Source organism: Algibacter sp. R77976, assembly GCF_044594645.1.
Classification (GTDB): Bacteria; Bacteroidota; Bacteroidia; order Flavobacteriales; family Flavobacteriaceae; genus Algibacter_B.
Window position 1 is genome coordinate 325,888 of the sequence record NZ_CP138989.1, and the last position, 20,731, is coordinate 346,618.

Annotated in this window: 19 protein-coding genes; 8 read left to right on the plus strand and 11 right to left on the minus strand. The window is 32.7% G+C overall.

The genetic code is table 11. The annotated features are described in order from the left end of the window. Positions 1-25: 25 nt before the first annotated feature. The gene (locus SJY43_RS01500; protein WP_396602084.1) at positions 26-1,936 is read right to left on the minus strand and encodes an ABC-F family ATP-binding cassette domain-containing protein; all 1,911 of its coding nucleotides are present in this window, start codon (positions 1,934-1,936) and stop codon (positions 26-28) included. 86 nt (positions 1,937-2,022) lie between these two features. Between SJY43_RS01500 and SJY43_RS01505 the strand changes: the two genes are divergently transcribed. After that, complete coding sequence (locus SJY43_RS01505; protein WP_396602085.1) at positions 2,023-2,406, plus strand: DUF983 domain-containing protein; 384 nt, start codon at positions 2,023-2,025, stop codon at positions 2,404-2,406. 174 nt (positions 2,407-2,580) lie between these two features. On the opposite strand, the gene SJY43_RS01510 is transcribed toward SJY43_RS01505, so the two are convergent. The 10 genes from SJY43_RS01510 to SJY43_RS01555 all read right to left on the minus strand — a co-directional run bounded on the left by SJY43_RS01510 (position 2,581) and on the right by SJY43_RS01555 (position 15,019). Then, positions 2,581-3,621 (minus strand): NAD(P)/FAD-dependent oxidoreductase, encoded by a 1,041-nt coding sequence (locus SJY43_RS01510; RefSeq protein ID WP_396602086.1) that lies wholly within the window; start codon positions 3,619-3,621, stop codon positions 2,581-2,583. Between the two features lie 142 nt (positions 3,622-3,763). Further along, positions 3,764-4,654, minus strand: a complete 891-nt coding sequence (gene gldN / locus SJY43_RS01515; RefSeq protein ID WP_396602087.1) for a gliding motility protein GldN — start codon at positions 4,652-4,654, stop codon at positions 3,764-3,766. 70 nt (positions 4,655-4,724) lie between these two features. Next, a complete protein-coding gene (gene gldM, locus SJY43_RS01520; protein WP_396602088.1) occupies positions 4,725-6,284 on the minus strand; it encodes a gliding motility protein GldM in 1,560 nt (519 codons plus the stop codon). A 62-nt stretch (positions 6,285-6,346) separates the two neighbouring features. Beyond that, complete coding sequence (gene gldL, locus SJY43_RS01525) at positions 6,347-6,985, minus strand: gliding motility protein GldL (RefSeq protein WP_396602089.1); 639 nt, start codon at positions 6,983-6,985, stop codon at positions 6,347-6,349. An 89-nt stretch (positions 6,986-7,074) separates the two neighbouring features. Further along, positions 7,075-8,445: a gliding motility lipoprotein GldK gene (gldK, locus tag SJY43_RS01530; protein ID WP_396603377.1), complete on the minus strand. Its 1,371-nt coding sequence runs from the start codon at positions 8,443-8,445 to the stop codon at positions 7,075-7,077. A 158-nt stretch (positions 8,446-8,603) separates the two neighbouring features. Continuing rightward, entirely contained in the window at positions 8,604-9,770 is a 1,167-nt protein-coding gene (locus SJY43_RS01535; RefSeq protein ID WP_396602090.1) for a formimidoylglutamase, read from the minus strand. A 9-nt stretch (positions 9,771-9,779) separates the two neighbouring features. Beyond that, positions 9,780-12,299: a type I DNA topoisomerase gene (gene topA / locus SJY43_RS01540; protein WP_396602091.1), complete on the minus strand. Its 2,520-nt coding sequence runs from the start codon at positions 12,297-12,299 to the stop codon at positions 9,780-9,782. 135 nt (positions 12,300-12,434) lie between these two features. Beyond that, positions 12,435-13,220: a hypothetical protein gene (locus SJY43_RS01545; protein ID WP_396602092.1), complete on the minus strand. Its 786-nt coding sequence runs from the start codon at positions 13,218-13,220 to the stop codon at positions 12,435-12,437. Between the two features lie 109 nt (positions 13,221-13,329). After that, on the minus strand, positions 13,330-14,559 hold the full coding sequence (locus tag SJY43_RS01550; protein ID WP_396602093.1) for an LVIVD repeat-containing protein: 1,230 nt from the start codon (positions 14,557-14,559) through the stop codon (positions 13,330-13,332). 13 nt (positions 14,560-14,572) lie between these two features. Continuing rightward, on the minus strand, positions 14,573-15,019 hold the full coding sequence (locus SJY43_RS01555; RefSeq protein WP_396602094.1) for a hypothetical protein: 447 nt from the start codon (positions 15,017-15,019) through the stop codon (positions 14,573-14,575). A 146-nt stretch (positions 15,020-15,165) separates the two neighbouring features. Between SJY43_RS01555 and miaB the strand changes: the two genes are divergently transcribed. The 7 genes from miaB (at position 15,166) to groES (ending at position 20,618) form a co-directional block, all read left to right on the plus strand. Continuing rightward, positions 15,166-16,614 (plus strand): tRNA (N6-isopentenyl adenosine(37)-C2)-methylthiotransferase MiaB, encoded by a 1,449-nt coding sequence (gene miaB / locus SJY43_RS01560; RefSeq protein ID WP_396602095.1) that lies wholly within the window; start codon positions 15,166-15,168, stop codon positions 16,612-16,614. A gap of 5 nt (positions 16,615-16,619) precedes the next feature. Beyond that, entirely contained in the window at positions 16,620-16,961 is a 342-nt protein-coding gene (locus SJY43_RS01565) for a hypothetical protein (protein ID WP_396602096.1), read from the plus strand. A 14-nt stretch (positions 16,962-16,975) separates the two neighbouring features. After that, positions 16,976-18,247: a sigma 54-interacting transcriptional regulator gene (locus SJY43_RS01570; protein ID WP_396602097.1), complete on the plus strand. Its 1,272-nt coding sequence runs from the start codon at positions 16,976-16,978 to the stop codon at positions 18,245-18,247. Positions 18,248-18,358: 111 nt separating this feature from the next. Further along, a complete protein-coding gene (gene lptE, locus SJY43_RS01575; RefSeq protein WP_396602098.1) occupies positions 18,359-18,865 on the plus strand; it encodes an LPS assembly lipoprotein LptE in 507 nt (168 codons plus the stop codon). 30 nt (positions 18,866-18,895) lie between these two features. Next, a complete protein-coding gene (locus SJY43_RS01580; protein ID WP_396602099.1) occupies positions 18,896-19,840 on the plus strand; it encodes a hypothetical protein in 945 nt (314 codons plus the stop codon). Next, positions 19,840-20,199 carry a preprotein translocase subunit SecG gene (gene secG / locus SJY43_RS01585; protein WP_396602100.1) on the plus strand — a complete coding sequence of 120 codons (360 nt, stop codon included), beginning with the start codon at positions 19,840-19,842 and terminating at the stop codon, positions 20,197-20,199. The genes SJY43_RS01580 and secG overlap by 1 nt, the downstream gene beginning before the upstream one ends. 143 nt (positions 20,200-20,342) lie before the next feature. Further along, positions 20,343-20,618 (plus strand): co-chaperone GroES, encoded by a 276-nt coding sequence (gene groES, locus SJY43_RS01590; RefSeq protein ID WP_298498069.1) that lies wholly within the window; start codon positions 20,343-20,345, stop codon positions 20,616-20,618. Positions 20,619-20,731 lie beyond the last annotated feature (113 nt).

A 20,731-nucleotide genomic window follows, 5' to 3' on the forward strand; every position in this document is an offset into this window, starting at 1 on the left:
ACGTTAAAGAAAGTATAAAAAAATATTAATTTCCGAACTCTTCAATTTCAAGTTGAATGTCCTCCCACTTTTGCATATATTCATGTAAAAGAGTCTTCATTTTTTGATAATCGTCAAAAAAGTTAGGTTTAGAAGACACCTCTTCATAATTAATTTCAAGTTCTAAATCTATAGCTTTTATATCACGCTCAAGCTGATTGATTTTAGACTCAACATTACTCAACTTATTGTTTAACGATTTTAACTTTTTCTGATCTTCGTAAGACTGTTGCTTCTTGACCTTAGGTGTTTCTTTTACCACGGTACGTTTTTCAACCTCACGTAAGTTATCAACTTTTCGTTTATCAAGGTAATAATCAATATCCCCTAAATATTGTTTTAGCTTATGGTCTTTAAACTCATAAACCAAATTAGTTAAGCCTTGTAAAAAATCTCTATCATGCGAAACCAATATTAATGTACCTTCAAATCGCTTTAATGCTTCTTTTAAAACATTTTTAGATTTAATATCTAAGTGATTGGTTGGCTCATCCATAATAAGCACATTAAAAGGCTGTAACATTAATTTAGCCAAAGCCAAACGGTTACGCTCACCACCAGAAAGCACACGCACATATTTATCAACCTCGTCGCCTCTAAACAAAAACGATCCTAAAATATCTCGAACTTTACTTCTATTTGTTTCGTTGGCAGCATCAATCATGGTATCATGTACTGTTTTATTTCCGTCAAGATATTCGGCTTGGTTTTGAGCAAAGTATCCTATTTGTACATTATGCCCAAGTTTCAAACTTCCTTCATACTCAATATCACCAACAAGCATTTTGGCTAAAGTAGATTTCCCTTGTCCGTTTTGCCCAACAAAAGCCGTTTTGCTATCGCGCTCAATAAGTAAATCAATATCTTTTAAAACCTGATTATCGCCATAATTTTTTGACACCTTTTCTGCCTCGACCACAACCTTTCCAGGTGTAATAGAAACAGGGAAATTAAGTGTCATCACACTATTGTCATCTTCATCAACCTCAATCCTATCAATTTTATCTAGCTTTTTAATAAGCGATTGTGCCATAGTGGCTTTTGACGCTTTTGCACGAAACTTTTCAATTAATTTTTCAGTTTGCTCAATCTGTTTTTGCTGATTTTTTTGTGATGCTAATTGTTGTGTTCTCAATTCCTCACGTAAAACTAAATACTTGGTGTAAGGCTTAGGGTAATCATAAATGCGTCCTAAAGAGATTTCAATAGTTCTATTAGTAACATTATCCAAAAACATCTTATCGTGCGATACAATGGCTACCGCTCCAGCGTAATTTCTTAAAAACCCTTCTAACCAAATAATAGATTCAATATCCAAGTGGTTAGTAGGCTCATCCAAAAGTAATATATCATTACTTTGAAGTAATAACTTAGCCAACTCAATACGCATACGCCATCCTCCAGAAAAAGTATCCGTTAGCTTATCGAAATCTTCACGTTTAAAACCTAAGCCCTGTAATATTTTTTCGGTATCGCCTTGATAATTATAACCGCCTTGAATTTCATACTGGTGTTGCAGCTCATTAATATCAATCATTAATTGATGATAGCCATCACTTTCATAATCTGTTCGCTCAGCCATTTCAGTATTAACAGCTTCCATCTGCGCTTCCAAAGCTTTTATTTCTGTAAAAGCCTCGTAAGATTCTTCTAAAACCGTTCTACCTAAAATAAAATCAATATCCTGTTTTAAAAAACCTATTTTAAGTTCTTTATCTGCAGCTATTTGCCCAGTATCAGGCTCCATTTCTTTCGATAAAATCTTAAGCATTGTAGATTTACCAGCTCCATTCTTACCAATAAGACCAATTCTATCACCATTGCCTAATTTGAAGGTTATATCTTCAAAAAGGTATTCTCCTTGAAATGAAATCGATAAATTATGAATGTTCATCATAGAAATGTAACTTTTGTCACAATGCGTAATTATTAAAACAGTAATTTTGCATTATTAAATTCGGATGCAAAAGTACACTAAATTATATGTTTAAAAAAGGCTCTAAACTTTATGGCATTTTTACTGGTAAATGTCCAAAATGTCATGAAGAATCTATGTACATCAACAAGAACCCTTATATTCTTTCTGAGGCATTAAGCATGAACGAAACATGCAGCAATTGTGGGACAAAGTATAAGATAGAACCTTCATTCTTCTACGGCGCCATGTATGTTAGTTATGCTGTAGGTATTGCTTTTGCTGTGGCCGCTTTTGTTATAAGTTTTTACGTTTTTAACGCGAGTCTCAATTATATTTTTATTTCTATAATAGCCACACTAGTTGTATTTATGCCTATAATAATGCGTCTTTCTAGAAATATTTGGATTAATATTTTTATGAGTTACGACAAGTCTTTAAAGAAAAAATAATTTTTTTGGGCGTTACCACACCCTTCGTCTGCTCTCAAGGCAAGCGGTCGGGCTTTACGTTACAATCTTTTTTAAAGCTTCGCTTCGGTATCTTCAACCAAAAAATGTTTTGGTTTCGATAATCTCAAAAAAGGATTTACTCTGCAATCCCTAACGCAAGTTAACCTCGACTTTTTAATTAAACCGATTAATATCAATATCGTTTTCAAGAGCTTCAGTATGCTCAATAAGGTTATAAAGTTGTTTAGCAACATAAGGCCCAATCATTACGCCACGTGTACCAAGACCGTTTAGAACAAACATATTTCCATAATCTTGATGTTTGCCAACTAAAGGTCTTCTATCTTTAACCGTTGGCCGTATTCCTGCTACCTGATTAACCACTTTAAAAGAACAACTAATTAGTTTTTCTAGTTTTGGAAGCAACTCATTTTTTGCTTTTTCTGTTATATCATGGCTTAAATCCTTCCACTCGTAAGTCGCACCAACAATATATAAATCATCACCCAAAGGAATCAAAAACACTCCAGCTTTTAAAACAAAATCAATTTTTAAATCTGGGGCATGGATAATAAGCAGTTCTCCTTTTGCAGGGTTTAATGGTAACGTATTAAAATACGGATTCTGTCTAATACCAGAACCTTCAGCAAAAACAATATGTTTTGCATTTATGCTTTTATAATTAACAGAATCGTCATGTAATTGCAAATCAGGATATTTAAACTGAGTTTCAACCAACAAATCATCTTTTAATAAATCAGTTTTATAAGCCTCAATCATTGTTTTTACATCTACTCTGCCTGTTTCTAGAACTTCACCAAAACCAAAGGGCGCATCAATAGCTTTATTATTATTTTTAATAATATTGGTAGAAAGATATCTAGACAATAAAGGTTTATCTGAAGCAGAAAACCAATCGTTTTGTTCTTCTAGAGACGCAAATTTTCTATAAACAGGAATTTTATAATCCAGTTTTACTTTTAACCTTTTTTCAATACGCTGATAAAGCGGCAAAGCGATACCCAATTGCTCGGTACTTTTCCAAACCGATGTAAAGCGTTTTAACACAACAGGATTGTATAATCCACCCGCTACTGTTGATGATTGCTGAGATTCATCATCGAACACCACAAATGTTTTTCCATTTGCTCTTAATTGCTCGCAAAAGCTAATACCAGCAATTCCAATACCTACTACAATATAATCTACATCCATAATTACCTACGAAGATAAGTAGATTTATAATTTTTATTATGAGATTTCTCGTCGTTCATACTTCACGCTGTCGAAATGAAAAAAAAAAAAAAAAACGCTCACTAAAAAAGTGAGCGTTTTAAAATTTATAAATTATTATGGTTTAATAAGTCCACATATCTAATTCAAAATCTCTAATCTTATCTTTGATTCTTTCAGATTCAAGTAATTGCATTAAAGCATTTTGAGATACATATTCAGATATTGCTCTATCACCTTGTACATTTTCTTCTCTAAAAATATAGCCTTGAAAACGTCTTGCATTCAACACGTGATCATAAGAAAACGGCATAGAACTATTACTGTTGTTAAACGATTTTGCTTCATGTAACACTTCTCTAGCATCTGGGAAGAATACCCAAAATAAAGCTACTAAATCTGGCTCAGAGTCATCAATAAAGTTAACATCTGGAGCTACAGGAGCAATGCCTAACAATCTGTATTTCATTTCTGCTTGACGCTTATCAAAATACCAAAGACCTTTTATATGGTATTCTTTAATATCAGCAGCAGTAATATCTCTTGTATTTATATACTCAGCAGATAACGCTTCACCTGCATTTAATTGCTCAATACCATATTCTGTAGTATCAACCATTTTTAAAGCAGACTCAATATCCTTTAAAGTACGTTTTGTTGTAAAATAAGAATCATCATAAATGTTTGCTATTTTTCCGTTTTTAATGTTCTTCATAAGCACATCATATAACGATCTTCTATCACTACCAATATTATTTGTATCTATTGGGTAGTAAAGCGGAAAGTTAGCACGTTCATCAAGCACAACTTTTTCCCAAGTCATTTTAGAAAACAAGATATCTCTATCATCAACATAACCATATTCTAATGGTTTGTCATTGTCAACTGCTTTTTGAGCTTCAGTTCTTACTCCTATTTCGTCAGGACTTTTAGCATTAAGTATATTAGCTTGAGCAAATAAACCTGATGCTGTAAAAACAGTAGCAACGGTTAATAAAAAACTTTTTACGTTCATCTTAATTTTTATTTTACATTCTAATTATTAGAGATAGTCTTTACTTAAGACTATCTCTAATAGTTTATTTTTAATTTGTAAGCTCTACAAAAACTGGCGATACTTTTTTAAGTATAACACTTACACCACTAGCTTTTGCTTGTATGTCAAATATTTGAACTCCAGATCCACGTTTAGCTTTTGCTAATGCTTTTTGAGCTCTACTATCTAACTTATTTCCTTTAACATTTATTGTTGGTTGTCCTGGAACTTTAAATTTAAATCCAGAAACACGTAATGGTAATTCAAAATCGAAATCTTCAAATTTAGCACCAATAGTAGAAATTTTAAGACTGTTACGTTGCATTTTAATTGCTCCATCTTCACCTCTTATTGTTCCTGTTGGTTTTGGTAAATCTTTAATTCTAAATTTAGCATTATCACTTACTTTACCTCCATCTGGTAATGTACCAGTAACGTTAATAGTTACTTCTCTACCTTGTATTTTGGTAGCATCCATAACATATTTACTACCGCCTGCTCTAGATAAACCTTGAGCACTAGCATTTACTTTGTTGTCTGGAACACCAGCAAACGAAATTGTCATTGGGTTTTTAACACCTCTATAAACAACATTCATTTTATCTGCTGAGATTGTTGCAGAATTTGGTTTTGCAACCGTTGCAAATGATGATTTTACAGGCACTTCAATTTCTTCACCATCTTGAGCAAAGATTAATTTACCTTCAATTTTATGTTCACCAACACCTCCGGTTCCAATTAGTAATTTTACTTTACCATCTTCAATAGCGTACTGCTTATCTGAAAGTTTTCTACCATCTAAAGTTAATTCTACTCTACTTGGCTTTGTAGATCCATCTTTACGACCTAATACAATTTGACCGTCAAATTTCTCACCATTAAAGTAAGCAGATTTAGATGTTTCCATTAGCGTAGTGTAATTAGTCATTGATAATTGACTTGCTTGCGTTCCTGCTAACATACTAGATAACACCTCAGATTCCGTTGTTTTGATATCTGCTTGGTATTGTGTCATTTTAGTTAAAGACGCCACTAAAGGAAATCCTTGGAAATTAAGTTCTAAAAATTTACGAGTTACTTTTCCACGTTTAATATCAGATGTGCTAAATTTTTCATTAACACCTTTTACGATATCAGCCATGTTTTTGTCGTCCTTTAATAAAGCAACAACACCATTTCTGTATGTATCAATTTTGCTTTTAAACTCTTCTCCAGCTGGTAAAATCTTATCTCCTTTAAAGAAGCTTTGATCTAGAAAATCACCTTTATCCATACTTTCGTACTCATCAGGATTATCTACGGTAGCTACCATTTTACTTTTTAACTCTTCAAAGTAGTTATTAAGATCTTTAGATAATTTATGTAAAGATTCTGCTTTTACTTTTAAAGGCTCATATTTCGCTGGCTCTTCGTCGGCTTTAAGTTTCAAATTGTCAACAAAACTATTGTTTCTAAGTTCTGCCGATTTATTTGACTCTTCAAGTCTACTATTCATTAATCCGAAGGCTGAAAGCACTTCTTTTGACATATTTAAAGCTAGCATCGCTATAAATATTAAATACATCAGATTAATCATCTTTTGTCTTGGTGATAAATTATTTCCTGCCATGTTTAATTAGGTTTTTTTTAAGTTTAATTAATATTAATTTGGGGTTATATTAATTTACCTAATTATTTATTCATTGCAGATAACATTCCACCATATACACCATTTAATGATGATAAGTTAGATGCTAAAGATTGCATTTGTTCTTTTAATTTTGCTGCATTTTCAACAGACTCTTCGTTAATAGTTTGTTGTTTACTAGCGCTATCTAACTGTACTTTATATAAGCTATTTAATGATTCCATTTGTGCTGCAGCTAATGATAACTCTTCACCATATTTTTTAGATGCCTCAACAGAATCAACTGTAGACGACATGTTTTTTGCTGCACCTTCGAAACCTCTGATGCTTTCTCCTAAACTAGAGATTAATTCACCATCAATTTTAGCTTCTTTTAATAGGTTATCTAATTTTTGAGACAATAAACCTTGAGCATCTTCATTTGCAGCTCCTTTTTTAGTTTGTTGCCCTCCAGCTAGTTCTGGATATACTAATGACCAATCTAATTCATCATCAACAGGTTCAAACGCTGATAATGCAAATATAATTGCTTCTGTTACAAGACCAATAGTTAACATCACGTTACCCGTTAAAGGTCCAATTTGAAAGTGAATAATTTTGAATAGTGCACCAACAATTACAATTGCTGCTCCTAATCCGTATGCCATATTCATGAATTTCTTACTTGCTTTTGACTTTGCCATAATTTTCGGTTTTTAATTTTTAAGTAGGTTTTCTTTTTTACTTAAGTAGGTTAATTAATAGTTATTATTATTGATTTGGATTAAAATTTTTAGTTCCCGTTTTTTGTTACTGCTGTCCCCATATAATCTTGAACGGTTCTGAACCCTATATAACTTCTCGCAGAATCTGCGTATTCGTAATCTCTTGAACTTACTTGCAAAAAGTAAGCCACATCTTTCCAAGAACCACCTCTAACAATTTTACGTTTATTGTTTGAATCGTTTACACTTGGATTTATACTAGATGTATATTCGTAAGATGAAGGATCGTAAGATGCATTCACCCATTCTGATACGTTACCAGCCATGTTATATAAATTATAATCGTTTGGCTCATAAGATTTAGCTTCAACAGTATATAAAGCTTGATCTGCAGCGTAATCACCTCTTACCGGTTTAAAGTTTGCCATAAAACAACCTCTATCACTTTTTGTATAAGGTCCACCCCAAGGGTACGTTGCTGCTTGTAAGCCACCTCTTGCAGAATATTCCCATTCAGCTTCAGATGGTAATCTAAACGTATTTACCATTTGAGCACCTTTTTTAGATTTTTGGTATGAGTTTTTGTTAATGGTTCTCCACTCACAAAATGCTTTTGCTTGTTTCCAAGTAACACCTACAACTGGGTAATCACTATATGCATCATGCCAGAAATAATCGTTGTGCATAGGTTCGTTATAAGAGTATGCGAAATCACGAATCCAAACCGTAGTATCAGGATAGATTTCTAGTTCTTCCTTAATTATAACATCTTTACGTTTTACACCTCTGTTTCTTGCTGCTTCCTGGATATCCATATGGCTGTATTGAAATTTAAATTTCGTTACATCCCAAGTACGTTGACCATTATAAGACTCTTCTAAAGGTAAATACATAGTATCCATAACCTCAGCATAGTATTCATCTAAGTATTCTGAAGTATCATGTATTAAATCAACATCCTTATTTATTTTTCGTCCTTCATAACCTGTTGGGCCTAAACCTGTATAATTATCATACATGTATTTTTCATAAACCGTCATGTTTTCTGGATCTGCATCACTAAACGCAAATTCACCTATTGTACCTTCATCGGCTGGAGTTAAACCAACTTCATCAGCTAAAACAGCTAATTTCATTCTTACAATTGAATCTCTAACCCAATTAACAAACTGGCGATACTCGCTATTTGTTATTTCGGTAGCATCCATATAGATGGCTCTAACAGTAACTGTTTTTGAAGGTGCATCGTTTACACCCGCAAGATCATCGTCTGCTTTACCCATTATAAAAGCGCCACCAGGGATAAGTTCCATGCCATAAGGCTTTTCTGGGTGCCATTTTTTTCCTTGAACACCAACTAGTTCGCCTCTATCTTTAGAGCCACAACTTGCTAGCATTGCAAATAGGGTGGTTAGTAATATAAACTTCTTAATATCCATAGAAAACTTGAGGTTAATTATTTTAAGCTTCATTTTTGAGAGCGTAAACATATTTATATATTTTTAATAAAACAACTTTTTATCTAAAAAAATAACATTTCATCGTGAAAAAATAACATTTCAACGATGAAATTGGTAGTTCAACCTTGCAGCGTGTTCTAGACGCTATTCTTCTGCAAGGCTTTATACCAGCGATCTGGCACCTTATTATTACATGCATCTATATAATCTTGGTGCATGCATGGTAATAACGTATGTCTTTTCAATTTATTATTGACTTCTTCTAAAAAAGGGATTTCAATCCACCATCTTCCCGTTTTATTACTCTTATAAAAAATCAACTCTTCAGATTCTACCAAAGTTATAAATTTTTGATAATTTCTTTCATCTGAAAAATCATCATCTTTCACTCGATAATTTACGCCTTCAATAAAATACCATAATATTTGAGCAATTAACATGGAAGTGAGTTCATCATCTTTTGACGGTTTATATTCATATATCCCAAATGAAGTCACTTTATTACTTATACCGGCATAACGTGCTATGGCACAGATTTCTTTTCCATCTAAACCATTAGGTGAAAATTTTTGTTTTGTGCTCACCTCCGAACCTTTTACCGAAGTTAAATCTATACTAACAATATTAGCATCTCGCAAAACTGGCTCTACAATAGTAATATCATTTGAAACAGACCCTAATCTATAGGATTCGAAATATAAATTATCCATCAAATCTATCTCTTCTTGCGAATTAAAATAAGTCTGACAACCGATAGTCGAATAATTAAATAGATTGTAAGGCTGATCTAAAATTATTTTACCAACAAAACTGTTATTCTTTATAGGTTTAGTTGAATCGCCCAGATTAAATTGAGCATCAATATTTACAATATTAACCATAGGTATTAAAGCATCATAAGCCCTATAGTTAGCGTAAGTTAAATCTTGAGAACCGCCCAAAATAAGAGGAATAATATTCCGTTTAACAAGAATCGTTATAGATTCTTTTAAAGCAAAGTACGTATCTTCAACGCTTTCGCCTTTTTCAATATCTCCTAAATCTGCTACAGTAGTGTTCCAACTTCCTGGGTAAAGGCTGTAAAACGATTTTCTAATTTCATTTAGTTGAAATTCTTCACCAATATAATTAATATCGTTTCTGTTTTCTAAAACACCAAGAATAGCAACATTAACACCTTCTAAATCTGGAATACCATGTTGAGCAGAATGAATTCTAAGTTTTCTTCCAAGCGCTTGAGCAGAAAGCAACTCGTTATGAGCTAATACTGAATCTGGAACTGGAGATAAAAAATTAAAATTCATTTACTATTACTATTTCTTTTTAGCTGTTGTCTTTTTTTTAGCTGGAGTTTTCTTTTTAGCAGCCGTTTTTCTTGGTTTCTTTTTTGGCGTATTCGCTTCTATAATGGCTTTAGCCTCATCCAAGGTCATATCTGTAACATCTACAGTTTTAGCAAGCTCAACTTTCACTTTACCTTTCAAGACATTATGCCTTCCCCAACGGGCTTTTTCAACGCGTATACCTTCTTCTTCCCAATTATGAATAACCTTATCGATCTCTTTTTGAATTTTCACTTCAATAAGCTCAACAATATCATCATCTGATAAGTTATCCCAATCGTATTTTTTATTTACGTTAATAAACATATTGTTCCATTTAATAAATGGACCAAAACGCCCTTTACCTTTTTGCACAGGTAAATCTTTATACATGTATATTGGCGCATCTGCTTTTTGTTTTTCTTTAATTAAAACAATAGCATCGTCCAACTCTACACTTAATGGGTCTGTACCTCTTGGAAGTGACACAAAAGCATCACCAAATTTTACATAAGGTCCAAAACGTCCATTATTTACTAATATTTCTTCGCCTTCATAATTACCTAAGTTTTTTGGAAGCTGAAATAAATCCATAGCTTCTTCATAGGTAATCGTATTTAGTTGTTGATCTGGACTTAAACTTGCAAATTGCGGTTTTTCTTCATCATCAACAGTACCTATTTGCACCATAGGTCCAAATTTCCCTAAACGTACACTTACACGTTTTCCTGTTTTTGGATCTTCACCTAAAATACGTTCACCAGATTCTCTATCTGCATTTTCTTTTACATCTTCAACAATAGGATGAAAGCCTTTATAGAAATCTTTCATCATTTTAGTCCAATCTTCATTCCCTTCAGCAATTTCATCAAAATCTGCTTCAACTTTTGCTGTAAAGTTATAATCCAAAATAGCATCAAAATGATTGACTAAAAAATCTGTTACAATCATTCCAATATCAGTAGGCACTAACTTCCCTTTATCTGACCCAACTTTTTCTGTTAAAGTCACATCTTTAACTGTACCGAGTTGTAAAGTAAGTTGAGAATAGTTTCTCTCAACCCCTTCGACTGTACCTTTTTCAACATAATTTCTATTTTGAATAGTTGATATGGTTGGTGCATAAGTAGACGGACGCCCTATACCTAACTCTTCTAATTTTTTAACTAAAGAGGCCTCGGTAAATCTAGCTGGCGGACGTGTATAACGCTCTGTAGCAGTAATATAATTATTTAGAAGTGTTTCATTAGTTTTCATTGCTGGCAAAATACCATCTTGCTCTACATCTTCATCATCGGTACCTTCTAAATACACTTTTAAAAATCCATCAAAAGTAATAACCTCTCCGTTTGCAGTAAAGGTTTCTTTATGTGTTGATGCACTAATTTTTACATTGGTACGCTCTAACTCTGCCTCACTCATTTGTGATGCTATAGAACGCTTCCAAATTAAATCGTATAAACGTGCTTGATCTCTATCTATATCTACAGAGTGCGTAGCAAAATTGGTAGGACGAATAGCCTCATGCGCCTCTTGTGCTCCTTTTGCTTTGCCTTTGTAATTTCTTGGCTTACTATACGTGTCGCCATAAGCATTTTTAATTTCTGCTTCTGCTCCTTTTTTAGCTTCGTCTGATAGATTCACACTATCTGTTCTCATATATGTAATTAAACCAGCTTCGTATAGACGTTGTGCCATAGTCATGGTTTTACTTACTGAAAAATATAATTTTCTAGAAGCTTCTTGTTGTAATGTTGATGTTGTAAATGGTGCAGCAGGTGATTTTTTTGCAGGTTTTTTAGTTAAGTCTGCAACTTTAAAATCGGCTGAAGCATTCTGTTCTAAGAATTTTTGAGCTTCTGCTTTGGTTGAAAAATTCTTTGGTAATTTAGCTTTAAAGGTTTGCCCATCTTCATTTGAAAACTCTGCATCTATTCTATAAGATCCTTTAGGCGTAAACCCTTGAACTTCCCTTTCTTTTTCAACAATTAATCTTACAGAAACCGATTGTACACGACCTGCAGACAAACCGCCTTTTACTTTTCGCCAAAGTACCGGCGACAATTCATAACCCACAATTCTATCTAATACACGACGTGCTTGTTGTGCATCAACTAAATCGTAATCAATACTTCTTGGGTTTTCTATGGCTTTTAAAATAGCCGTTTTAGTAATTTCGTGAAAAACAATACGTTTTGTCTTGTCTTTATCTAACTTTAAAGTTTCTGCTAAATGCCATGCAATAGCCTCTCCTTCTCGATCCTCATCACTAGCTAACCAAACCATTTCGGCTTTTTTAGCTAAATCTTTCAGTTTTTTTACAACTGCCTTTTTATCTTTAGAGACTTCGTATTTTGGTTTAAAATCGCCATCTACATCTACACCTAATTCCTTAGAAGGTAAATCGGCAATATGCCCAAAACTAGATTCTACTTTAAAATCTTTTCCTAGAAATTTCTCAATGGTTTTAGCCTTTGCAGGCGACTCCACTATTACTAAATTCTTAGCCATACATCATTTTTTGAAGCTACAAATGTATATCAAAAAAAGTTTATCTGTAGCATTTTATGGATTATCTGTGTATTATTTAAATAAAAAAGCCTGCTTTTACCATAGTAAAATCAGGCTTTTTTATTATTTATGCTTTTATTCTATTGCAGTTGTTCCTATTTCATCAATAGCACTATGCTCATCAAAACCAATAACTTTTTTATAGATTAAGTATATTGGATGGTATGTAAAAGCAGTTGTAAAAAACAACCCTATTCCACACATTAAATACCCAACTATATGAGCCAGTAAGGCTGAAACAAATATTAAACCAAATGAAATTAACCATTTTTTATTTCCTAGTTTAAAACTCAACTTAACAATCTCTCCAACTGTTAAATCAGGATTAAACGCAAAAAACACAGCAAAATACGACATTGGCACCAAGGTATAAATAAGAGGAATATAACACAGTAAGGCAGACGGTATTGCAATTCCGATGGTAACCAGCATTATCATAAAAGTCTTGCCTAAATATTGCTTTTTTACAAAATGAAAGAAATCTGGAGTTACAACTTGCTCATTGTTATCAATCTTTCTCATGATTCTATAAAACCCAGCATTTATTGCAATGGACACAGACCCTAAAACAAGTGCCGCGACAACAACAAACAATATATACAAGACAGACATACCTGCAAAGAATCCTTCCATCCCACTCGTATCAGCATAACCTGACTCTTGTTGAGCGATAATCATGCCTACAAACGGAATATAGAACACAATAATTAATGGTAACATAATAAGCATCATAAATAAAAACATTAAAAATCCTTGTAGCCAAGTCTTTTTAAATAATTCGATAGATTCACTAAAAATAATCCCAAAATCAAGGTCTTTAGCACGTTCTATTTTTCCTAATAAAGTATCAATTACATTCATCTTTTATAATTTGGTTTGGAATAAAAAAAGTGTTATTTATAAAAATAAGTTACAATTATACATAAAAAAATCTGCCCGAAGGCAGATTTCAAAACAACATTAGTTTAGTTTAGTTTAGTTTGAATTCACTAATTAGTCCAATGCTGTTTTCCTTGTATTCGTATTGATAAATTGTATTTCCTCCTATCATTATTAAACTATTATCTAAAGGAATAACATCTTTAGCTTGAATATTTTTTAGAGTATTTACTAATTTTAAATCTTTTGGTGTTTCTCGTTCAAATAATTTTAAACCAGCTGTACCATCACAAACAAATAATACATCATCTTTAATACCCAAACCGTAAGGATTCTCTAAATCGTACCTTGACGCTAAGGTTGGCTGTTTTTTATCGCTAATATCTATGACTTCTAAAACACTTTCTAATTGACCGCAAAGGTTCCCGCCTCTTAAAGTTAAATAGGCATAGTCGCCACTAACAACAACAGGGTCGCAACCTTCCCAATGCGTAAATTCTGAAATATATTCTGGAAATGATGGATTCTCTAAACTATAAATATACATACCGTTTGTACTACCTAAATACAAATACCCTCCAGCTTGAAACATGGTTTCTATATTCCAACCGGCATTTTGTGTATTAGATAATATAGGCTCTTCTAAATTTTGAATATTAAAAATAGCCATTGAATAATTACCAACAGTATATAGATAATTATCTACAATTTGAAACCTTGCTAGAGAACCTCCAGTTCCCGTTGCCGATTCAGCAAAATTCACAATTAAACCATCATCTAAAGCAAGATTATTTTCTATTTTTCGTCTTTCAGTTGTTAATGTCCAACCTACTATAATATCTTCTTCGTAATTAAATTTCCCATAATCTACAGCTTGAGCTTCAACAGGAATATCATAGTCATATACATTAAAGACATCTTCCAATCGATCTACAACAGTAATATTATTAATATCAGAAATATCAAAAACTACTAAATCTGTAGCACTATCAGCATACAAAAAATCATCTTTTACAGATATATCTTCATTACCAGGAATCTCAATAAACTTAACCGCTTTTGGCGATTCTGGATTAGCATTATCAATCACATGAATTCCAGAATCTACATCACCAACAAAAATATAATCTTGGTATACATAAATTTTTCCGGGCTCTGCAATTGTTTTAGGCACAACAACATCTACCGAACTTCTAAAAGCAGACTTACTCATTAATTGAGGTGTAGCAACTTGAACAAATTCATAATCTTCATCATCATTGTTATCGCAAGAAAAAGTGACAACAAGAACTAAGGACAAAAAAAGGTATTTCAATTTCATTAGGTAGGTTTTTTCAATATTTATAATTTAAGGAAGACTCTAAGCCTTCAATATGTAAAATTATTTCGTTACTTCCATCAATCTGAATTGGTGATAAATCAAAAGAAACTGTTTTTTCAAAAAAAGCCAAACAAGCTTCTTCATTTATTAATTGCAATCTTAAATAGCGTTGTTCTGGTAATGATTCTGCAATAGCACCGGAATCAACAAGATTAAAACCCCATGTATTACCATCGCAACCAGACGCTCCTATTTCTAGTCTTAAACAATCATCTACTATTTCAGCATCAATAAAAGTGAAATTTGCTGTATTTAGATTTTCATACAAATCCGGATTAACAATTGTAATTTCATCACACAAACTAACTGAATCAACATCATCTGCTTCCTCACATAGAATATTCATGGAACAGAACATGATTCCTATCGCAAAAGATATGTTTTTAAGTAGAATTTTCATTTAAACTAAGTTAGTTACACTTTAGATGCAGCAAACGCTTTTTGGTTGCGTTAATTATTACACAAAATTTAACTGCCACTTTGTCACAAAACATAAATTAATATTATCTTTGCATACTTATTGACCGATAGAAATATCGATACACTATGGAAAAAATAATAGACGAAAATAAACAAGGTGAATCTTTAGCTATAGAGCAAAAAGAGGGTAATAAACGTAAACTTTTTATTGAAAGTTACGGTTGCGCCATGAATTTTAGCGACAGCGAAATTGTAGCCTCCATTATGGCCAATCAAGGTTATAACACGACCCAAAAGCTAGAAGAAGCAGATTTAGTCTTGGTAAACACTTGCTCCATTCGCGATAAAGCAGAACAAACGGTGCGTAAGCGTCTTCAAAAATATAATGCCGTAAAACGCGACCATAACCCAAAAATGAAAGTTGGCGTTTTAGGGTGTATGGCCGAGCGTTTAAAAACAAAATTTCTTGAAGAAGAAAAAATTGTCGATTTAGTTGTTGGCCCAGATGCCTACAAAGATTTACCAAATCTTTTAGCTGAAGTTGATGAAGGCAGAGATGCGATTAACGTTATCCTCTCAAAAGAAGAAACCTATGGCGATATTTCTCCTGTAAGATTAAACACAAATGGCGTGAGCGCTTTTGTATCTATTACACGTGGTTGCGATAATATGTGTACGTTTTGTGTGGTTCCTTTTACCCGCGGAAGAGAACGTAGTAGAGACCCACAAAGTATTATTGAAGAAGTTAACGATTTATGGAATAGAGGTTACAAAGACATTACTCTACTTGGGCAAAATGTAGACAGCTATCTGTGGTATGGCGGCGGACTTAAAAAAGATTTTGATAAAGCAACCGATATGCAAAAAGCAACTTCGGTAAACTTTTCTAATCTGCTTGAAATCTGTGCCAAAGCACAACCTAAAATGCGTATTCGTTTTTCAACATCAAACCCCCAAGACTTAACTTTAGATGTGGTTAAAACCATGGCTAAATACCAAAATATTTGTAACCATATTCATTTACCAGTACAAAGCGGCAGTAATCGTATTCTAAAAGAAATGAATCGTTTACACACTCGTGAGGAGTACATGGAATTAATTGATAACATTAGAGAAATCTTACCAAATTGTTCCATTAGTCAAGATATGATTGCGGGATTCCCAACTGAAACAGAAGACGATTTTCAAGACACCGTTTCGTTAATGGAATATGTAAAATACAATTTTGGCTATATGTATAAGTATTCTGAACGCCCTGGAACAATGGCTGGCAGAAACATGCAAGATGATGTAGCAGAAGAAATTAAAAAAAGAAGATTACAAGATATTGTTGATCTACAAAGATTACATAGTGAAGAAAGAACCAAAGAATGGCTCAATAAAACCGTTGAAGTTTTAATAGAAAAGGAATCAAAAAAATCAGACTCACAATGGTCTGGGCGCACATCTGAAAGTATTGTATGTGTATTCCCAAAAGCTGATTATAAAATAGGTGATTTTGTAAACGTAAAGGTTACAGATTGCACAAGCGCAACACTAATTGGCGAGGCAGTTGGATATTCTGAAAACAATTAAGACCCATGCCAGAATTCAACTTTAATAACAAAACATTTTCACTTTTAGAAAACTCTGTAAATGGCAAAGTAAATTCTGAAACACTATTTAAATATAAACAAGAAGGCAATCTAGTTACTGCCGATTATTCTGGAGGAACTATTAAATACGGAAAAATAATTGCCAATTTAAGTAACAATACACTCCATATGTTATACCAATGTATAACTACAGAAAACGAATTAAAAGCAGGAAAAGCAATTGCTGAAATTAGTTTAGCTAAAAACAAAAAAATAAAGTTAAAGCTAAATTGGGAATGGCTAGGTGAGAAAAATGAAAATGGCGTTTCTGAATATATTGAAAATTAAAATCTAGAAATTAAATGGAATCAATTCAAGCTATAAAACAACGTTTTGGTATTATTGGAAATACACCGTCACTAAATCGTGCTATTGAAAAAGCGATTCAAGTTTCACCAACAGATATTTCGGTATTAGTAACTGGAGAAAGTGGTGTTGGAAAAGAAAGTATTCCAAAAATAATACACCAATTATCACACAGAAAACACAATAAATATATTGCTGTTAACTGCGGCGCTATACCAGAAGGCACCATTGATAGTGAGTTATTTGGTCACGAAAAAGGCGCATTTACCGGAGCTACACAAACCCGTGAAGGTTATTTTGAAGTAGCAGATGGCGGTACCATTTTCTTAGATGAAGTTGGCGAATTACCACTAACAACTCAAGTTCGGTTATTACGTGTTTTAGAAAATGGTGAGTTTTTAAAAGTAGGTTCTAGTAAGGTTCAGAAAACAGATGTACGCATTGTAGCAGCAACAAACGTAAATATGTTTGAAGCCATAGAAAAGGAAAAATTTCGTGAAGATTTATTTTATAGACTAAGCACAGTAGATATTAACTTACCGCCACTAAGAGAACGTCAAGAAGATATTCATTTGTTATTTAGAAAATTTGCTAGCGATTTTGCTCTAAAATATAAAATGCCAACTATAAAGCTTACCGATAATGCCGTTCAAGTATTATTGAAACACCGCTGGGGCGGAAACATTCGTCAATTAAGAAATATTGCCGAACAGCTTTCAGTTTTAGAACAAAATAGAACCATATCATCAGAAGTTTTAAGAAGTTATTTACCTGCAACCTCAGGAACTAATTTACCTGCTGTAATTAAAACTTCTAAGTCTGAAAGCGATTTTAGTAGCGAACGTGAAATTCTATACAAAGTGCTTTTTGACATGAAAGCAGACCTTAACGACTTGAAAAAATTGACCATGGAATTAATGAAAAATGGCAATGTTAAAGATGTTGAAAAAGACAACGAAAGTTTAATTCAAAAAATATATGGAAATGATGAAGAAGAGAATATTGATTTTGAAGAAACCATTGAAAACAATGATATTTTAGCCATTCCAGAACACTCACTAACAGAAGAAGAATCAACACCTACTCAAGACAAATATTACTTTGCTGAAGAAATTGAGGAAGAAGAGACCTTATCTTTACACGATAAAGAATTAGAATTAATTAAAAAATCGCTTGAACGTCACAACGGAAAACGTAAATTAGCAGCTGCAGAGTTAGGTATTAGCGAACGTACTTTATACAGGAAGATTAAACAATTTGATCTTTAAACTTAGTAATAGAATGAGTTAACAAAACTTTTACAACATAAAACAAAGACAAGCGTTAAAACTCTATATAAACAAACATAACTAATGCAAGTTGCATTACTAAATTATCAAATGAAATACGCAAAATACATCCTTATACTCCTATTAACCATAACATGTTTTGGCTGTGGTATATACTCATTTACTGGGGCTTCTATCCCTCCAGGTACAGAAACGTTTCAAGTAAACCGATTTGAAAACACATCTTTATTAATAGAACCTGGCTTAGAACGCGATTTCAAACTAGCCCTTGAAGATTATATTTTAAATCAAACCAATTTATCTTTAACACCTTCTAAAGGCGATTTAATTTACGAAGGTGAAATTACAGATTATAGAATATCGCCTACTACAGCAACTTCAGATAATACAGCTGCCCAGAACAGATTAACAATTAACGTTAAACTTCGATTTTATAACACCAAAAAAGAAGAGGATGATTTAGAACAAAGTTTTTCATTTTTCTATGACTACCCTGCAGCTTCACAATTAATAGGCACCACAAAAACAACTGCTCATGAAGAAATTTTTGAGCGTATTACACAAGATATCTTTAATGCTACTTTAGCTAAATGGTAAAATATAATTAAAAGAAACTCAAACGAATCAATGAAACAAACAGATTTTACAAATTTAATTCAAAGCCCTCAAGTCATTTCGCATGAGCAAACTGAGGCAGTAAAATCTATTATTGATGAATTTCCATATTTTCAACCAGCTCGCGCTTTATACTTAAAGGGGTTAAAAGACCAGAGCAGCATTAACTACAATCAAGAGCTTAAAACTACTGCAGCTTATACAACAGACCGCAGCATTCTATTTGATTTTATAACTTCCGAAGCTTTTATTCAAAATGAAATTTCAGACTTTATTAAAAAAAATACTGAAAACTTAAAAAGTATTCCTGTTGATATTGAAGATATTTCTGTTAATAAAAGTGTTACTATTGATGATGCATTAAAACAACAAATAAAAGATACCGATGGTGTTTTAGACCCTGCTTTATTTCAACCCAAAGAAGCCCGACCTAAAAAAACACAACCCTTTGTTTTAGATGAATCTGAAGCTATTGAAAATGTAACTACAGAAACAAAAACACAAGAAGCCTCAGCAGAAGATATTTTAAACCTTGGCAAACCGCTTCAATTTGATAGAAAGGAAAAACATTCTTTTAACGAATGGCTAAAACTAACACATTTCAAGCCTATTGAGAGAAAGGCCATTGAAGAAGAAAAACCTATTAAAATCAAAACATCAGAGACTTTAGATAAAGAAAAAAAGTTCAATCTTATTGATAAGTTCATTTCTGAAAACCCTAAAATAGGCCCTGTTAAATCTGTCCCCTCTAAAGGCAATTTAGCAAAAGCACAAATGATACAACCTGAGTCTTTAATGACAGAGACTTTAGCACGTATTTATGTTGAACAAAAAAACTACAAAAGCGCCATTCAATCTTATAAAATTTTAAGTTTGAAATATCCAGAAAAAAGTAGTTTCTTTGCAAACCAAATTAAAGCTGTAGAGCAATTACAAGAACATAATAATAAAGAATAATGAGTACGTTTACAATATTTCTAGTCCTTATAGTCGTAGTAGCATTTTTGCTAATCGTTGTAATTATGGTTCAAAACCCTAAAGGTGGCGGATTATCATCATCTTTTGGTGGTGGTGGTACACAACAATTAGGTGGTGTAAAAAAGACAACCGACTTTTTAGATAAAAGCACATGGACATTAGCAACACTTTTATTAGTTTTAATACTCGTATCTAATGTAGCGATTGACAGAGGTGGTGCTGGAGCAGAATCTAAAGCTTTAGATACTGATACACAAAGCACACAACCATTACCAGCTGCCACTCCTCTAGAAACTAATAATGATACTGCTACTCCACAAGACGCAACACCAGAGTAATTAATATAAAATCAACAATTAAATGCCAACTAATCAGTTGGCATTTTTTGTTTCTGAAAGTTTGTCAGTTACCAAGTCATGGCACATTTTTAGTATTAACCTAAAATGTTAATTTAAATTTTAAAATTAAAATATATAAGACAATGGCATTAAACATTAAACCATTAGCAGATAGAGTTCTTATTGAACCAGCTGCTGCTGAAACAACTACCGCTTCAGGAATAATAATTCCAGACAATGCAAAAGAAAAACCTCAAAAAGGAACTGTTGTTGCTGCAGGAAAAGGCACAAAAGACGAACCAATTACTGTAAAAGTTGGCGATACCGTTTTATATGGCAAATATGCAGGAACAGATTTAAAACTTGAAGGTAAAGATTATTTAATCATGCGTGAGAGCGACATATTAGCAATTATCTAATTGCAAATTCCAAAAACTAAAAAACAAATTCTAAAAACCTCAATTTAAAATATAATACGTTCCATTTTTGGAATTAAGTGTTTTTAAAATTGAGATTTAAAAATTTTAAACAA

What these genes read in the sequence shown, in the direction of transcription:
- SJY43_RS01565 (WP_396602096.1), top strand. Translation starts at nt 16,620, where the DNA reads ATGCCAGAATTCAACTTTAATAACAAAACATTTTCACTTTTAGAAAAC.
- gldL (WP_396602089.1), bottom strand. Translation starts at nt 6,985, where the DNA reads ATGGCAAAGTCAAAAGCAAGTAAGAAATTCATGAATATGGCATACGGA.
- SJY43_RS01505 (WP_396602085.1), top strand. Translation starts at nt 2,023, where the DNA reads ATGTTTAAAAAAGGCTCTAAACTTTATGGCATTTTTACTGGTAAATGT.
- secG (WP_396602100.1), top strand. Translation starts at nt 19,840, where the DNA reads ATGAGTACGTTTACAATATTTCTAGTCCTTATAGTCGTAGTAGCATTT.
- topA (WP_396602091.1), bottom strand. Translation starts at nt 12,299, where the DNA reads ATGGCTAAGAATTTAGTAATAGTGGAGTCGCCTGCAAAGGCTAAAACC.
- SJY43_RS01570 (WP_396602097.1), top strand. Translation starts at nt 16,976, where the DNA reads ATGGAATCAATTCAAGCTATAAAACAACGTTTTGGTATTATTGGAAAT.
- SJY43_RS01500 (WP_396602084.1), bottom strand. Translation starts at nt 1,936, where the DNA reads ATGATGAACATTCATAATTTATCGATTTCATTTCAAGGAGAATACCTT.
- groES (WP_298498069.1), top strand. Translation starts at nt 20,343, where the DNA reads ATGGCATTAAACATTAAACCATTAGCAGATAGAGTTCTTATTGAACCA.
- lptE (WP_396602098.1), top strand. Translation starts at nt 18,359, where the DNA reads ATGAAATACGCAAAATACATCCTTATACTCCTATTAACCATAACATGT.
- miaB (WP_396602095.1), top strand. Translation starts at nt 15,166, where the DNA reads ATGGAAAAAATAATAGACGAAAATAAACAAGGTGAATCTTTAGCTATA.
- SJY43_RS01580 (WP_396602099.1), top strand. Translation starts at nt 18,896, where the DNA reads ATGAAACAAACAGATTTTACAAATTTAATTCAAAGCCCTCAAGTCATT.
- gldM (WP_396602088.1), bottom strand. Translation starts at nt 6,284, where the DNA reads ATGGCAGGAAATAATTTATCACCAAGACAAAAGATGATTAATCTGATG.
- SJY43_RS01555 (WP_396602094.1), bottom strand. Translation starts at nt 15,019, where the DNA reads ATGAAAATTCTACTTAAAAACATATCTTTTGCGATAGGAATCATGTTC.
- SJY43_RS01545 (WP_396602092.1), bottom strand. Translation starts at nt 13,220, where the DNA reads ATGAATGTAATTGATACTTTATTAGGAAAAATAGAACGTGCTAAAGAC.
- SJY43_RS01510 (WP_396602086.1), bottom strand. Translation starts at nt 3,621, where the DNA reads ATGGATGTAGATTATATTGTAGTAGGTATTGGAATTGCTGGTATTAGC.
- SJY43_RS01535 (WP_396602090.1), bottom strand. Translation starts at nt 9,770, where the DNA reads ATGAATTTTAATTTTTTATCTCCAGTTCCAGATTCAGTATTAGCTCAT.
- gldN (WP_396602087.1), bottom strand. Translation starts at nt 4,654, where the DNA reads ATGAACGTAAAAAGTTTTTTATTAACCGTTGCTACTGTTTTTACAGCA.
- SJY43_RS01550 (WP_396602093.1), bottom strand. Translation starts at nt 14,559, where the DNA reads ATGAAATTGAAATACCTTTTTTTGTCCTTAGTTCTTGTTGTCACTTTT.
- gldK (WP_396603377.1), bottom strand. Translation starts at nt 8,445, where the DNA reads ATGGATATTAAGAAGTTTATATTACTAACCACCCTATTTGCAATGCTA.